The sequence below is a fragment of the Nocardioides thalensis genome, from assembly GCF_013410655.1.
In the GTDB taxonomy this organism is placed as follows: Bacteria; Actinomycetota; Actinomycetes; order Propionibacteriales; family Nocardioidaceae; genus Nocardioides; species Nocardioides thalensis.
Genome location: NZ_JACCFP010000001.1, coordinates 1,233,787 through 1,248,625 on the forward strand (window position 1 = coordinate 1,233,787; position 14,839 = coordinate 1,248,625).

The following is a 14,839-nucleotide window of genomic DNA, read 5'->3' on the forward strand; positions in this document are numbered from 1 at the left end:
GAGGATGGGGCTCGTGAGCACCGACCTCCACGCCGTCACCGTCCTCGGGCACGACCGGCCCGGGATCATCGCCGAGACCACCGCCGCGCTCGCGGGCCTGGGCCTCAACATCGAGGACTCGACGATGACGCTGCTGCGCGGGCACTTCGCGATGATGCTGCTCTGTCGCGGGGCCGCCGAGCGCGACGCGGTCGAGGCGGCGCTCGCGCCGCTGACCGCCGGGGGTGACCTCGACGTGGCTGTGCGGCCGGTGACCGACCGGCCCGAGCACGCGGCGCCGGGCAGCTCGTGGGTGCTGACCGTCCACGGAGGCGACCGGGCCGGGATCGTCTCCACGGTCGTGGGCGCGGTGGCGTCGTACGGCGGCAACATCACCGACCTCACCACGCGGCTCGCGGGCGACCTCTACCTGCTCGTGGCCGAGCTCGACCTGCCCGCGGACGGCGACGCGACCGCCGTGGAGGCCGCGATCAAGGCCGCCGCCGAGCAGGTCGGGGTGACGGCCACGCTGCGTCCGGCCGAGGCCGACGAGCTGTGAGCCTCAGCCCCGACGAGCAGGACTTGTTGGACGGCTCTGCCCGCGTCGCCGCGTGGACCGAGGCCGACCTCGGCGTCGACGGCAACGTGCTCGAGGTCGTGCGCGCGCCGGCTCCAGTGCTCGCGACCGTCGGCGACGCGGTCGACCCCGTCGCCCCGGAGACCGTGCAGCTGGCGGCCGACCTGGTGGCCACGATGCGCGTCAGCCCCGGCTGCGTCGGCCTCGCCGCCCAGCAGGTCGGTGTCGCCGCCCAGGTGTTCTGCGTGGACGTGACCGAGCACGCCAAGGCCCGTACGACGCACGGCACCTTCGTGCTCTGCAACGCCGAGGTGGTCACGGCGAGCCGCAACGACAAGGCACGCGAGGGCTGCATGAGCGTGCCCGACTTCACCGGCGACGTGAAGCGGGGGAGCCGCCTCGTGGTCCGCGGACAGCTGCCTGGCACCGGCGAGGGGGTCGCGTTCGCGACCGACGCGTTCGAGGCGCGGGCGCTCCAGCACGAGATCGACCACTGCCAGGGGCTGTTGTTCCTGGACCGGGTCGCCGGCACGCACGCCATCTACCCGCGCCAGACCTACTTATAGGGGCATGCTCGTGATCACGCCCCCGTATCCCAATCGGCAGAGGAAGGCGCCTTAAAAGCGCTGCAGTCTGGGTTCGAGTCCCAGCGGGGGCACTTCGGCCGGCTCAGCCCGGGTGGACGAGCTCGAGCGTCCCGTCGCGCCGCTGCCACAGTCCGGCCACGTGCGGGCCGCGCAGCGAGCCGATCCGGCCGGGCGCCCAGGCGTGGTAGAGCAGCCGCAGCGTCTCGCCGTCGCGGAACGCCGACGCGCCGCCGGGCCCGAGCTTGCCGGTGCTCGCGGTGGTCAGCAGCGGGGCGCCGTCGCCGGGCCGGACGCACGGCCCGGTGGGGCCGGCACAGATCGCGTAGCCGGTGGCGTAGGACGGGGTCTTCCACGAGTTCCCGGAGTAGAAGAGGTAGGTGACGCCGCGGAACTGCACCATGCTCGGGTTCTCGATCGTGCGGCCCTCCCACGCCAGCGAGCGGGTGAGCAGCTCGGTGGTCTCCGCCCCGTCGGCGAACCCGGTGCCGTCGGCGGAGAGCTCCCGGATGAAGATCCCGGCGGGCCGTTGCCCGCGGATGCCGGAGAACTTCCACAGCAGCCACGGCGTCCGGTCGTCGTCGACGAACACGTCCGGGTCGATGACGCCGAGCAACGACTGGCCGTAGCAGAGCGGCTCGCCGACCGGCTGGTAGGGGCCGGTGGGGGAGGCGGAGCGGGCGAGGCCGATGCAGTTGTGCCGCTCGCCGCCCAGGGTGCCGCCGGGTGCGGAGTAGGCAGCGGTCCAGCCGTCGCCGACGCGCGCGATGCTCGGCGCCCACAGCCCGCCGGCGGAGCGGCGTACCCACCCGGCCATCGCGGGCAGGCCGTTGCCCGCGACCGACCAGTGGCTGAGGTCGGTGGAGGTGAGCACGGGCAGGTTGGCGCCGCCCGTGTTGGTCGCGACGGCGTACCAGGTGCCCTGGTGGAACGCGATGTCCGGATCGGCGAACACGCCGCCGTAGCCGACGTCGACCGGCGCCGGACGGCTCTGCGGCGGGACCTCGCCGGCGATGCGCTCGGCCTGCTCCGCGAGGTTGGCCGCGTCCTCGGTCGACAGGGCGTCGGACGGCAGCACGTCGTCGGGCAGCTCGGTCGGCAGGTCGCTCGGCGCCGGGATCAGCGGCGCCTCGCTCGTCGTCGCGTCCGCGCGGGGCGCGGCGTCGCGCGGCTGGGCGTCGGAGGAGCACGCTGCGAGCACGCCGAGGGCGGCGATCGCGACGGACGCCGCGGCGCGTCGTACGCCGACGCGAGATCCGGGTGCTCCCACGGCTCCCCCTTCCACCGTTGGCAAAAGGGTAGGGCAATCACGCCGCCCGGGCTTGCCTTCAGGTCAACCTGAACCGGCAGAGTTCCTCCCATGGCCCACCAGCACCAGCACGGACACCAGCACGGACACCAGCACGGACACCGTGACCACGACCACGAGCCGACCCTCGAGGAGCAGCGCGAGGCGCTGACCGCCGAGTTCTGGGATGAGCGGTACGGCGGCAGCGAGCGGGTGTGGAGCGGCAACCCCAACCGGCGGCTGGTCGAGCAGGTCGCCGACCTCCCGGTGGGCACGGCCCTCGACGTCGGCTGTGGCGAGGGTGCCGACGCCATCTGGCTCGCCGAGCAGGGGTGGCAGGTCACGGCCGTCGACGTCTCCGAGGTCGCGCTCGAGCGCACCGCTCGTCACGCGATCGAGAAGGGGGTCGACGAGCGGGTCGAGGTCGGCTTCTACGACGTGCTCGGCGAGCGGTCGCCCCGCAAGCCGCACGGCCGGCCGGGCTTCGACCTCGTCAGCGCGCACTTCATGCACGTGCCGGAGCCCGACTTCGCCGGCGTCTATCGGCGGATCGCGGCCGCGGTCGCGCCCGGCGGGCGGTTGCTGGTCGTCGCGCACCACCCGTTCGACGTCGAGTCGGGAGCCCGCGAGTCCCACGGCCCCGGCCTGCTCTTCGGCCCGGACCGGGTCACCGACGTGCTCGGGACCGACGACTGGGAGGTCGAGGTGGCAGAGGTGCAGCCCCGCGAGCAGGCGACGCCGGACGGGCCGATGGAGGTCAAGGACACGGTGGTGCGGCTCCGGCGTCGCTGATCGCGACTCGCGGGAACGTCCCGAGGGGTCGGGGCGTTGAACCTGACACGAGCATCCCTAGGATGGATGCAGGTGGTGAGCCGCCAGGGAGGCGGCCACCTCGGCCTCGGAGGAGACCATGCGGAGCAACAACCCTGTGTTCAGTCGCTCGGAGGAGTTCAACCGAGCCAACGCCTACGGCAACATGACCTACGGCGGCAACGGCGCGCCCTACCAGGGCTACGGAGCGCCGCAGCAGCCGGTCAACGAGTACGGCGCCCCGGTCGCTCCTCCGGCCCAGAAGACCGGCCGGATGACGATCGACTCGGTCGTCCAGTCCACCGCCATCACGCTCGGCATCGTGCTCGTCACGGCCGCGGCGACCTGGATCCTCACGCCCGCCGTCGAGAGCGAGGAGGCCGTCGGCACGCTGACGCTCGCCCTGCTGCTCGGCTCCGGCGCGGCGTTCATCCTGTCGCTGGTCAACTCGTTCAAGCGGATCGTGAGCCCCGCGCTGGTGATGGCCTTCGCCGTCGCCGAGGGCGTCGCGCTCGGTGCGCTGAGCAAGTTCTACGACGCGGTCTTCGGCGTCGAGAACGCTGACTTCGGCGGCATCGTCGTCCAGGCCGTCGTCGGCACGTTCGCGGCGTTCGCGGGCACGCTGGCGGCGTACAAGTTCTTCAACATCCAGGTCGGGCAGAAGTTCCGCACGTTCGTGATCGCCGCGATGTTCGGCATGGTGGCGCTCAGCCTGATGGAGCTCGTGCTCGGCCTGTTCGGCAGCCAGCTGGGCCTCTTCGAGTTCGGCGGCCTCGGCCTGGTGTTCTCGATCGTCGGCCTGGTGCTCGGCGTGTTCATGCTGATCCTCGACTTCGACTTCATCGAGCAGGGCATCCGCAACGGCCTCCCCGAGCGGGAGTCGTGGCGGGCGTCGTTCGGCCTGCTCGTCAGCCTGGTCTGGATCTACACCAACCTGCTCCGGATCCTGGCGATCCTCCAGCAGGACTGATCGACCCCACCTGATCGAGGGGCCCCGGAGCGATCTGGGGCCCTTCGGCATTTCTCCGGGCGTCGTCGTGGGGTAGGGAAAACTCCACCCCACGAGGCTGCCTGGGCCCATCGAGAGCGGGCCCGCGCTCCGGAAGTGTCGGAGGCACCAAGCACACCGACACAGGAGACACGCCATGCGCACACCAGCACTCGAGGTCCAGGGGCTGACCCGGGTCTACGGCGAGGGCCCGACCGCGGTCACCGCCCTCGACGGCCTCGACCTCACCTTCGCGGCCGGCACGTTCACCGCGGTGATGGGCCCGTCCGGGTCCGGCAAGAGCACCTTCCTGCACTGTGCCGGCCTCCTCGACGACCCCACGAGCGGTCGGGTCGTCGTCGACGGCCAGGACGTCACCGACCTCGGCGAGACCCGCCGTACCCGGCTGCGGCGCGACCGCATCGGGTTCGTCTTCCAGGGCTTCCACCTGATGCCCTACCTGACCGCCAGCCAGAACGTCGAGTTGCCGCTCCGGCTCGCCGGGCGCCGGCCCGACCGCCGCCGGGTCGCCGACCTGCTCGACCGGGTCGGGCTCGCCGATCGCGCCGGCCACATGCCCGGCGAGCTGTCCGGAGGCCAGCAGCAGCGGGTCGCGATCGCGCGAGCGCTCGTCACCGACCCGGCCGTCGTGCTGGCGGACGAGCCGACCGGCGCCCTGGACTCGCACACGGCCCAGTCGGTCCTCGCGCTGCTCCGCAGCGTGGTCGCGGAGCTCGGCGCGACGGTCGTGATGGTGACCCACGACCCGGTCGCGGCGTCCTTCGCCGACTCCGTCGTGTTCCTCGTGGACGGCCGCGCCGCGGGCCGGATGGACCACCCGACTGTCGAGGCCGTCGCCGGCCAGATGGCCCACCTCGACGAGCTGGTCGCCGGGGTGACGTCGTGACCGGCCTGGCCCTGCGCTCGCTGCGACACCGTCCCACCGCCGCGACCGCGACCTTCCTCGCCGTGCTCCTCGGCACGGCGCTCATCGGTTCGTTCGCCATGCTCGCCGAGACCGCGTTCCACACGTCCGGCGACGACCGCGAGAGCCTGATGATCATGGGCACCGTCGTCGGTGGCTGGGGCTCGGCGATCGTGCTCTACGCGGTCGCGTCCACCGCCGGCATCACCGCCACCCAGCGCTCGGCGGAGACCGGGTTGCTGCGGACGATCGGGGCGACCCCTCGCCAGGTGCGCCGGCTGATCGGGCGCGAGTCGTTCGCTGTGTCGCTGGTCGCCGCGGTGCTGGGCTCCGGCATCGCCCTCGGCGGAGGACGGGCGCTGTTCGCGCTGTTGCGCGAGGGCGGGATGGTGTCCGCCGCCACCGATTTCGACGGCGGTCTCATCGCGCTCTCCGCCGCGGCGGTCCTGGTGCTTCTGGCCGCGATGGCCGCGACGACGATCGCCGGGCTGCGCGCGACCCGCGGGTCCGCCCTCGCCTCGCTCCGCGAGGCCGACCTCGAGCCTCGGCGCATGCACTGGTGGCGGATCGTCGTGGGCGGTCTCCTGGCCGCGTACGGCGTGGTGACCGCGGTGATCACGGTGACCGTGACCGGCGACTCCGAGGACCCGTACGCCGCGATGGCGACCTCCGGCGCCGCGTCGATCTACGCCGGTGTCGGCCTCGCGGTGCTGGCCCCCTGGCTGCTGCGCCGCCTCGCGGCGCCGGCCGTCGCGCTCGTGGGCTGGACGCCGAGCGGACATCTGGCAGCGCACAACGCCGTCCGTCGCTCGCACCTGCTCGCCGGCGTGCTCGCGCCGGTCATCGTGCTCACCTCGGCCGCCGTCGGCACCCTGATGCTGGTCGGGATCGACAACCGCACGATGCACGACCCGGCGCAGAAGGAGGCCGGTGAGCTCATCAACATGCTCAACTACGTGGTCACCGGGATGATCTCGCTGTTCGCCGCGATCATGGTCGTCAACGCGTTCGCCGCGGCGATCGCCCACCGCAGGGCCGAGCTCCGCCGGCTCCGGCTGGCCGGTGCGAGCCGGGCCCAGGCCCGTGGCTCGATCGTCGTCGAGGCGGGGATCGTCGCGGGTGTCGGCATCATCGTGGGCCTGCTCGCCTCGCTCACCACGATCGTGCCGTTCGCGATCGCGCGGGACGAGGGCGTGGTGCCCGACGGCCAGCTCTGGCTGCCGCCGCTCATCGCGGCCGGGATCGCCCTGCTGACCCTCGGCTCCGCGCGCGGCGCCGTACAGAAGGTCACTCGCGGGACCGCCCTCCAATGACACACTTCGACGCGATGACCGACTGGTCCGCGCCCATCGGAGGCCTCCGACCCGAGCCGCTCGACGTGCCCACGCTCGTCGAGCGGCTCCGGCTCACCGTGTTCTCGGCCGGGTACGCCGCGGCCGCCGTACCCGCGCTGGCGCTGGCGATCGTGACCCTGGTGGCGATTCCCACCGGGCTGGCCGGTGTCGGCGTCCTGCTCGCGCTCGCCGCCGTGCCCGCGACCCAGGCGCTCACGACCGCCCACCGCCGCGTCAGCGGCCTGCTGCTCGACGACGAGATCACCGCCGCCTACCGCGACACCAGCGACCTGCCGGTGCTCGCCCGGCCGTTCGTCTGGCTGCGGGACGGCGAGCGGTGGCGGGACTTCGGGTTCCTCTGCTTCTCGGCGACGGGCGGTTTCGTCCTCTCGCTGCTGCCTGCGGCGCTGGTCGCCGGCCCGGTGACCTACGCGATCGGTCTCGTCGTCGACACCAGCTGGGCGTGGTTCTGGCTGGCCCTGCTCAGCGGGCCGCTGCTGTTCGTCTGGTGGGTCACGACCCCTGCGCTGGTGCGCGCGCGGGCGCTCGCGGAGCGCGGCATCCTCGGCCGGTCGCGGCTGGAGGCCCGGCTGGAGGAGGTCGAGGAGAGCCGCGCGGAGGTGGTCGACAGCTCGGCCGCCGAGATCCGCCGGATCGAGCGCGACCTCCACGACGGCGCGCAGGCGCGGATCGCCGCGGTGGGCATGAACGTCGGCCTCGCCGAGAAGCTGATGGCGACCGACCCCGAGGCCGCCGCGGCACTGCTGCGCGAGGCCCGCGAGACCACGGTGTCGGCGCTGGAGGACCTGCGGTCGGTCGTCCGCGGCATCCTGCCGCCGGTGCTCGCCGACCAGGGGCTGGCGGGCGCCGTCGAGGCGCTCACCATCGGGCTGCCGCTGCCGGTGACCACGACGTTCGACGACGTGCCGCGGCTGCCCGCGCCGATCGAGTCCGCCGCCTACTTCGCCGTCGCCGAGTGCCTCGCCAACACCGTGAAGCACGCGCAGGCCACCCGGGCGTTCGTGCGCGCGACCCACGACGGCGAGCGGCTGCGGATCGCGGTCGGTGACGACGGCAGGGGCGGCGCCGACCCCGGCGGGTCCGGGCTGACGGGGGTGCACAAGCGGCTCGGCGCCTTCGACGGCACACTGGCCGTCACCAGCCCCGCGGGTGGGCCGACGACGATCACGATGGAGGTGCCGTGCCCGACGCCCTGAGGGCAGTGCTGGCCGAGGATCAGGCGCTGCTGCGCGTCGGGCTCGAGCGGATCCTCGCCGCCGGCGGCATCGAGGTGATCGAGTCCGTCGACAACGGGCCGAGCCTCGAGCGCGCGCTCGAGCGCGACGACTTCGACATCGCCGTCACCGACGTACGGCTGCCTCCGACGTTCACGACCGAGGGCCTGGCTGCGGCCGTCGCTGCCCGCTCACGGCGGCCTGCGCTGCCCATCCTCGTGCTCAGCCAGTACGTCGAGCCGCTCTACGCCCGCGACCTGCTGGCCGATGGGCGGGGGGCGGTCGGCTACCTGCTGAAGGACCGGGTCTCCGACGTCGACGAGTTCCTCGCCGCCGCACGCCAGATCGCCGGGGGCGGCACCGTCCTCGACCCCGAGGTGGTCGCGAGCCTGGTCACCCGCCGCGAGCGCCCGCTCGACCGGCTCACCGAGCGCGAGCGCGAGGTGCTCACGCTGATGGCCGAGGGCCGCTCCAACGCCGCCATCGCGGCACGCATGTTCGTGACCGAGAAGGCCGTCGGCAAGCACACCAACAGCATCTTCACCAAGCTCGACCTCCCGCAGGCCGCCGACGACAACCGGCGCGTGCTCGCCGTGCTCGCCTGGCTGAACGGCGAGTAGGGGAGCAGGGTCAGGCGTTCTCGCCGACCGGGTCGCTCGGCTCGGGGGCCTCGGACGCCGACGGGGCCTCGCCCTCGACCTGCCGGCGGCCGCGGCGGTGCCGCAGCTCGACCCAGAGGCCGCGCACTCCGGCCCGGCGACCGGCGATCTCGGTGCCGTCGAGCTCCGTGCCCGGCTGGTTGACCGCACGTACGGCGGCGCGGGTGATCGGCAGCACGCCCTCCCCGCGGTAGGCCTCCAGCGCGGCCTCCTCGTCGGGCACCTCGCCGAGCGCGGCCAGCGCCGACGGGATCAGCACGTTGGCGAGCGCGCGGTAGCCCTCGGCGGACGGATGGAACTGGTCGGGTCCGAACAGCAGTGCCGGCGCCGCGGCGAACTCGGGTCCGAGGATCGACCCGAGCGAGACCGTGCGCGCGCCCTCCTCGATGACCGCGATCGTCTGCGCGGCCGCGAGGCGTCGCGACCAGGCGCGGGCGACCTGCTTGAGGGGAGGCGCGATCGGCTGCACGGTGCCGAGGTCCGGGCAGGTGCCGACGACCACCTTGGTGCCGGCGGCGACCAGGCGGCGCACCCCCTCGGCGAGGTGGCGCACGGACTGCGACGGCAGCACCGTGTGGGTGACGTCGTTGCCGCCGATGAGGATGATCGCCAGCTCCGGCTCGATCGGCAGGGCGCGGTCGACCTGGGCAGCGAGGTCGGACGACTTCGCGCCGACGACGCAGAACTCGCGGAGGTAGGTGCGGCGCTCGGTGTGCTCGGAGATCGCGGTCGCGACGAGGGCGCCGGGCGTCTCCTCCACGCGGTCGACGCCGTAGCCAGCGGCGCTGGAGTCGCCGAGCAGGGCGATCCGGATCGCCGGCCCCGGGCGGCCCCGGCCGTACCAACCGGTGGCGTCGGGCGGCGGATCCTCGAGCACCGGGCCGATGGTCTTGCGCGCCAGCTTGGCCTCGCCGACGAGCACGCCGTACAGCCCCGCACCCGCGACGGTGAGCCCGCCGCCGCCGTACAGCGCAGCGGCGGCCAGCTTGCGTGCAGCGGCGGCCTTGGTCACGCGGTAACTGTACGGAACGGGCCTCGGGCGTCGTGCGGGTATGGGCACTACGGTGAGGGCATGGAGTACGTCGACTCGCTTCTGGACCTCATCGGCAACACCCCGCTCGTGCGGCTCTCCGACGAGGTCCTCGGGACCAGCGGCAAGGGGCCGGTCGTGCTGGCCAAGGTGGAGTACCTCAATCCCGGCGGGTCCGTGAAGGACCGCATCGCCTCGCGGATGATCGAGGCCGCCGAGGAGTCGGGTGAGCTGCAGCCCGGCGGCACGATCGTCGAGCCGACCTCCGGCAACACCGGGGTCGGGCTGGCGATGGTGGCCCAGCAGAAGGGCTACAAGTGCGTCTTCGTGTGCCCCGACAAGGTGAGCGAGGACAAGCGCAACGTGCTCAAGGCGTACGGCGCCGAGGTCGTCGTGTGCCCGACGGCGGTGCCGCCCGAGCACCCCGACTCCTACTACAACGTCTCCGACAAGCTCGCCTCGCAGCCCGGCGCCTGGAAGCCCGACCAGTACTCCAACCCGCACAACCCGCGCTCGCACTACGAGGAGACCGGGCCCGAGATCTGGCGGCAGACCGACGGCAAGATCACGCACTTCGTGACCGGGATGGGCACCGGCGGCACCATCAGCGGCGTCGGGAAGTACCTCAAGGAGCAGAACCCCGACGTCAAGGTGGTCGGCGCCGACCCCGCCGGCTCGGTCTACTCCGGCGGCACCGGGCGGCCCTATCTCGTCGAGGGAGTGGGCGAGGACTTCTGGCCGGACACCTACGACCGCAACGTCGCCGACCGGGTGATCGAGGTCTCCGACGCCGACTCGTTCGCCTACACGCGCCGCCTCGCCCGCGAGCAGGCGCTGCTCGTCGGCGGGTCCTCCGGCATGGCGGCGTTCGCCGCGGCGCAGCTCGCGCGCGAGCTCGACGGCACTCCCGAGGGCGAGAACGCCGTGATCGTGGTGCTGCTGCCCGACTCCGGCCGTGGCTACCTGACGAAGGTCTTCAACGACGACTGGCTCGCGACCTACGGCTTCGCGACGGGCGCTCCCACCACGTCCCGGACGGTCGGCGAGGTGCTGCGCGGCAAGACCGGCACCCTGCCCGACCTGGTGCACACCCACCCGAGCGAGACCGTCGCCGAGGCCATCGCGATCCTCCAGGAGTACGGCGTCTCGCAGATGCCCGTCGTGCGCGCCGAGCCGCCGATCGTCGCGGCCGAGGTCGCCGGGTCGGTGTCGGACCGGGCTCTTCTCGACGCGCTGTACGCCGGGCAGGCCAAGCTCACCGATGCCGTCGAGAAGCACATGTCCGACCCGCTGCCGACGATCGGCTCGACGGAGGAGGCGCGCGATGCCGTCGCGCTCCTCGAAGGCGCGGACGCCGTACTCGTGCAGGAGGACGGGAAGCCGGTCGGCGTGCTGACCCGGCAGGACCTGCTCGCGTTCCTCGCCCGCGGATGACCGCCGTCGAGCTGCCGCCCGGCATCCGCGTCGCCACCGCCGACGACGTTGACGACATCCTGCGGCTCATCCGCGAGCTCGCCGACTACGAGCGCGAGCCGGCGGAGACGGTGAAGAACACACCCGAGCGGCTGCGCGAGTGGCTGTTCGGCGAGGACTCCGTGGCGTCGTGCCTCGTGGCCGAGAGCGACGGCAAGGTGGTGGGGATCGCGCTGTGGTTCCGCACCTACTCGACCTGGACCGGTGTGCCCGGGATCTACCTCGAGGACCTGTTCGTCGAGCCCGGCCAGCGGGGGAGCGGGTTCGGCAAGGCGTTCCTCGTGGCGCTGTCGCGGATCGCCCTCGCGCGGGGCTACCAGCGGGTCGAGTGGGTCGTGCTCGACTGGAACAAGCCGTCCATCGAGTTCTACGAGGCGCTGGGCGCGCGGCCGATGAAGGAGTGGCACACGTATCGGCTGACGGGGGAGGCGCTCGCCGCCCTGGGTTCCGGGGTGGTCGAGTAGCCCACCGGTGGTCGAGGAGGCCGTCCACGGCCGTCACGAGACCCCTCCCGGTGGTCGAGGAGGCCGCCCACGGCCGTCACGAGACCCTGCCCGGTGGTCGAGGAGGCCGGCTACGGCCGTCACGAGACCCCTCGCTGCCAGGGCTTACAGATTTACGGCTCTCCTGACTGATCCGTGGGTCAGCGGCGGCCGGGGAGGACCGGGCGGTGGCCGCCGAGGTTGAGCATCGCGAGGGCGATGAGCGCGTCGGATGACTTGAAGCCGAAGGCCATGCGGGTGATGAGCCGGATCTTGGTGTTGACCGACTCGATGAGGCCGTTGGACAGGCCGTGCTCGATCGAGGCCAGGATCTCTGTGCGGTAGTAGACGATCCGGGACTGGAGCCGGACGGACGATTCGATGCGGGACCGCCGCGCCCAGGCGACCCACCGGTCGAGCGCGTCAGCGGCCTCGTCGGGCTGCAGCTTGAATACGGTCCGCAGGCCCTCTTTGAGCAGGTAGGCGCGGTAGAGCCGCGGATCGGTCTTGGCGATCCACTCGAGTTTCACCCGCTGTCGGTCGGTGAGGTTCTCCGGGTTCTTCCACAGCGCGAACCGCGCGTGCTTCAACGCCCTGGCATTGCCGGTCGCGACCGTGACACGACGCCCGTCGGCCCAGCCGCGGTTCCTCCTGTTACCGGCTCGCCGCGCTTCGTTCCAGGCGTCGCGACGGACCGCGTCCAGGGCGTCGGTGGCCCAGCCGACGACGTGGAAGGGGTCGGCGCAGCGCACTGCGTTCGGGCATCGTTTGCCGACGACGTCGGCGATCCATTCAGCGCCGTCGGCGGTGACGTGGGTGATCTGGGCACATCGACCTTCGCCGGATTCCTCGAGCGCGTCGAAGAAGGCATGGACGGTCGCACGTTCTCGTCCGGGGCTGGCCCACACCAGCCGACCAGTGTCGTGGTCGACCACGACAGTCAGGTACTTGTGGTGACGCTTGTAGGAAATCTCGTCAATCCCGATCCGGCGCAGCCCAGCGAAGGCGTCGATGCCGGCCGCGGTGTCGGCCCAAATGCGGGCGACGATCGCGCCCACGGTGCGCCAGGCGATCCGCATCAGCTGGGTGATCGCTGTCTTGGAGCACTGGGTGGCCAGCCAAGCGACCTGCTGGTCGAAGGTGTGGGTGTGCCCAGCGCCGTGCCGAGCCCACGGGACCTGCCGCACCGTTGGCCCATGGATGGGGCAGTTCACTCGCGGGGCGCCGGCTTCGAGGAACACCGGGACCATGCCCATGTCGAGCCCGCGCCACCTGCGCCGTCCTTCGCCACGGTCGTACCAAGAAGCTCTCGACCCGCAGCTTCCACATCGACCGTGGCCTGAGCGCCGCGGCCGGACATGGGCCACGAAGACCTCGGCTTCTTCGTCGTACTCGACGTCCTCGACCACGGTGTTCTCGACGCCCAACAGGGCGCGCCATACGCTGGCGTTTCGCACGCCGTTCTCCGCTCTGCAGTTTCTGACCTTCGACAAGCCAGAAACCTAGGCTGGGAGCGGCGTGTGGTCGTTCAGGCGCGATCAGCGACCCACGGAAGAGTCATTGGAGCCAGATTTACGTGGTCGCGCGCCGCTTGGGTCGCGGTGCTTGGTTGCTCTACTGCGCCGGCTTCAGGCCGTCTGCGGTCGACGTTCTGTGGTTGCGGTTACGACGGACACGGGTAGTCGGTGGTTGAGGTGCGAGGCCGGCCACGGCCGAGCCTCGAAACCACCGATCCAGGACGATCGAGGAGCCGTCTCCAGGGTGGTCGAGGAGCCGTGTTCAGGGTGGTCGAGTAGCCCGAGCCGCTAGGCGAGGGCGTATCGAGACCCACTTCCCCTCCACAGCCCAGAATCGAGAATCCCCTGTCCACAAGCGGGTTCCCGACGTTCCTCGATGTCGGAACCGAGTGCTTGAATTCTCGTATGGATCTCGGGACGGCACCCCTCTTCGACCTCCCGGCCGCACCCGCGGCCGGAGCCGTCGACGTGCCGTTGACCGAGGCCCCGCTCTCCCGCGCCGACCAGCTCCTTCGAGACATCAAGGACAACCGCGCCGGCATCAACGAGCGGATGCTCGGCGAGGTCAAGATGATCGCCGAATGGGCCCTCGAACACACCGTCGCCGTCCCGGAGGACGCCTCCACCCTCACCGAACGCGGCCTGGACACCGGGCTGCCGCTCGCGGGTGAGGGTGCGCCGTTGATCTCCGACTTCGCCGTCCTCGAGCTCGGCGCCATCCTCTCCCGCGGCATCGACTCAGTCCGCAACTACGTCGGGCAGGTCGTGGAGCTCTCCCACCGCCTCCCCCAGATCTGGGCCCGCGTCCTGGACGGCCACGTGCCGGTGTGGAAGGGCCTGCGGATCGCCGACTGCACCCGCGACCTCGGCGTGGAGGCGGTGGGGTTCGTGGATCAGCATCTGGCTCGGTTCGCTGCGACCTGCTCCTGGGCCCAGGTCGAACGCCTCATCGACGAAGCCATCACCCGCTTCGACCCCGACCTCGCCGAAGCCAGACGCGCCGCCGCGGCGGAGACCCGGCACTTCGACATCGACTTCGACCGCGCCGGCACCAACGGCACCGTCCCCCTGCACGGCGAGGTCGACCTCACCGATGCCCTCGACGCCGAACAAGCCCTGCGCCACCGCGCCCGCGAGCTCGCCGAGCTCGGCTGCACCGAACCCCTCGACGTACGCCGCGCCATGGCCTTCGGCGAGATGGCCCGCTGCGACCTCACCCTCAACTACCTCACCGACCCCACCGACCCGGTGGTCGAGGAGACCGGCCACGGCCCTCACGAGACCCCATCGCCGGCCCTGCCGCACACCCCGCGCGGTCGGACCGTGGACCTCACCGTCCACCTCTCCCAAGCCGCCGTCGAAGGGTTCGACGCGGTCGGCAGGCTGGACAACACCCGCTCACCGGTCACCGCGGAACAAGTCCGCGAATGGTGCGCCGCCGCGGGCACCATCATCGTCCGGCCCGTCCTCGACGTCGCCGGCCACGAACCCACCGGCGCGTATGAGATCGCCGAACGCCAAGCCCGCCAAGTCCTGCTGCGCGACCAGACGTGCGTGTACCCGCACTGCAATCGTCCCGCCGAGGCCTGCGACCTCGACCACGTGATCCCGCACGCCAAGGGCGGCGTGACGTGTCCGTGCAACCTGGCCCCGGTCTGCCGCGGCCACCATCGCTTGAAGACCCATAGGGCCGGCTGGGCGTATCGGGTGCTCGCGCCCGGGGTCTACTACTGGCGCGGCCGCACCGGTCACCAGTGGCTGGTCACCCCCGGCGGCACCTACACCCTCGACACCCACCCCTGCCCCGGGCCTGTTAAGGCGGCTGACCCGCCACCCGACTAGCTCCCACGCCCCGCACCCCGCCGAACCCCACCACCGGCGGGGGCACGGGCATGCGTGGGTCCGACCAGGAGCGGGCCTCGAGCGCGACCCGAACCGCGTCCAGCCCGGCCGCTCGC

General features: G+C 72.1%; 14 protein-coding genes and 1 tRNA gene. 12 read left to right on the forward strand and 3 right to left on the reverse strand.

The window, feature by feature from the left end:
• Positions 1-13: 13 nt before the first annotated feature.
• From HNR19_RS06100 to HNR19_RS06110, 3 genes are all read left to right on the forward strand, one after another.
• On the forward strand, positions 14-538 hold the full coding sequence (locus tag HNR19_RS06100; RefSeq protein WP_343047075.1) for a glycine cleavage system transcriptional repressor: 525 nt from the start codon (positions 14-16) through the stop codon (positions 536-538).
• A gap of 26 nt (positions 539-564) precedes the next feature.
• Positions 565-1,122 carry a peptide deformylase gene (locus tag HNR19_RS06105; RefSeq protein ID WP_218910164.1) on the forward strand — a complete coding sequence of 186 codons (558 nt, stop codon included), beginning with the start codon at positions 565-567 and terminating at the stop codon, positions 1,120-1,122.
• An 18-nt stretch (positions 1,123-1,140) separates the two neighbouring features.
• A tRNA-Leu gene (locus HNR19_RS06110) sits at positions 1,141-1,214 on the forward strand.
• 11 nt (positions 1,215-1,225) lie between these two features.
• Here HNR19_RS06110 and HNR19_RS06115 read toward each other — a convergent pair.
• Positions 1,226-2,410 (reverse strand): family 43 glycosylhydrolase, encoded by a 1,185-nt coding sequence (locus tag HNR19_RS06115; RefSeq protein WP_179667089.1) that lies wholly within the window; start codon positions 2,408-2,410, stop codon positions 1,226-1,228.
• Between the two features lie 90 nt (positions 2,411-2,500).
• Here HNR19_RS06115 and HNR19_RS06120 point away from each other — a divergent pair, with 90 nt between their 5' ends.
• From HNR19_RS06120 to HNR19_RS06145, 6 genes are all read left to right on the forward strand, one after another.
• On the forward strand, positions 2,501-3,220 hold the full coding sequence (locus HNR19_RS06120; RefSeq protein ID WP_179667090.1) for an SAM-dependent methyltransferase: 720 nt from the start codon (positions 2,501-2,503) through the stop codon (positions 3,218-3,220).
• 118 nt (positions 3,221-3,338) lie between these two features.
• The gene (locus HNR19_RS06125; RefSeq protein WP_179667091.1) at positions 3,339-4,208 is read left to right on the forward strand and encodes a Bax inhibitor-1/YccA family protein; all 870 of its coding nucleotides are present in this window, start codon (positions 3,339-3,341) and stop codon (positions 4,206-4,208) included.
• A gap of 175 nt (positions 4,209-4,383) precedes the next feature.
• A complete protein-coding gene (locus tag HNR19_RS06130; protein ID WP_179667092.1) occupies positions 4,384-5,133 on the forward strand; it encodes an ABC transporter ATP-binding protein in 750 nt (249 codons plus the stop codon).
• On the forward strand, positions 5,130-6,464 hold the full coding sequence (locus tag HNR19_RS06135) for an FtsX-like permease family protein (protein ID WP_179667093.1): 1,335 nt from the start codon (positions 5,130-5,132) through the stop codon (positions 6,462-6,464). The genes HNR19_RS06130 and HNR19_RS06135 overlap by 4 nt, the downstream gene beginning before the upstream one ends.
• Positions 6,465-6,478: 14 nt before the next feature.
• Positions 6,479-7,702 (forward strand): sensor histidine kinase, encoded by a 1,224-nt coding sequence (locus HNR19_RS06140; RefSeq protein ID WP_179667094.1) that lies wholly within the window; start codon positions 6,479-6,481, stop codon positions 7,700-7,702.
• Positions 7,699-8,340, forward strand: coding sequence for a LuxR C-terminal-related transcriptional regulator (locus tag HNR19_RS06145; RefSeq protein ID WP_179670125.1), 642 nt, complete (start codon positions 7,699-7,701; stop codon positions 8,338-8,340). Before HNR19_RS06140 ends, HNR19_RS06145 begins: the two co-directional genes overlap by 4 nt.
• Positions 8,341-8,350: 10 nt before the next feature.
• Here the strand turns inward: HNR19_RS06145 and HNR19_RS06150 are convergent, their stop codons facing one another.
• Positions 8,351-9,391 carry a GDSL-type esterase/lipase family protein gene (locus tag HNR19_RS06150; protein WP_179667095.1) on the reverse strand — a complete coding sequence of 347 codons (1,041 nt, stop codon included), beginning with the start codon at positions 9,389-9,391 and terminating at the stop codon, positions 8,351-8,353.
• Between the two features lie 60 nt (positions 9,392-9,451).
• On the opposite strand from HNR19_RS06150, the gene HNR19_RS06155 reads away from it, so the two are divergent.
• Both HNR19_RS06155 and HNR19_RS06160 read left to right on the forward strand, forming a co-directional pair.
• Positions 9,452-10,843: a cystathionine beta-synthase gene (locus tag HNR19_RS06155; protein ID WP_179667096.1), complete on the forward strand. Its 1,392-nt coding sequence runs from the start codon at positions 9,452-9,454 to the stop codon at positions 10,841-10,843.
• On the forward strand, positions 10,840-11,346 hold the full coding sequence (locus HNR19_RS06160) for a GNAT family N-acetyltransferase (protein ID WP_179667097.1): 507 nt from the start codon (positions 10,840-10,842) through the stop codon (positions 11,344-11,346). The genes HNR19_RS06155 and HNR19_RS06160 overlap by 4 nt, the downstream gene beginning before the upstream one ends.
• 179 nt (positions 11,347-11,525) lie before the next feature.
• Here HNR19_RS06160 and HNR19_RS06165 read toward each other — a convergent pair whose 3' ends face one another.
• Positions 11,526-12,821 (reverse strand): ISL3 family transposase, encoded by a 1,296-nt coding sequence (locus tag HNR19_RS06165; RefSeq protein WP_179670126.1) that lies wholly within the window; start codon positions 12,819-12,821, stop codon positions 11,526-11,528.
• 465 nt (positions 12,822-13,286) lie between these two features.
• Between HNR19_RS06165 and HNR19_RS06170 the strand changes: the two genes are divergently transcribed.
• Positions 13,287-14,723 carry an HNH endonuclease signature motif containing protein gene (locus tag HNR19_RS06170; RefSeq protein ID WP_179667098.1) on the forward strand — a complete coding sequence of 479 codons (1,437 nt, stop codon included), beginning with the start codon at positions 13,287-13,289 and terminating at the stop codon, positions 14,721-14,723.
• The last annotated feature ends 116 nt before the right edge of the window (positions 14,724-14,839 follow it).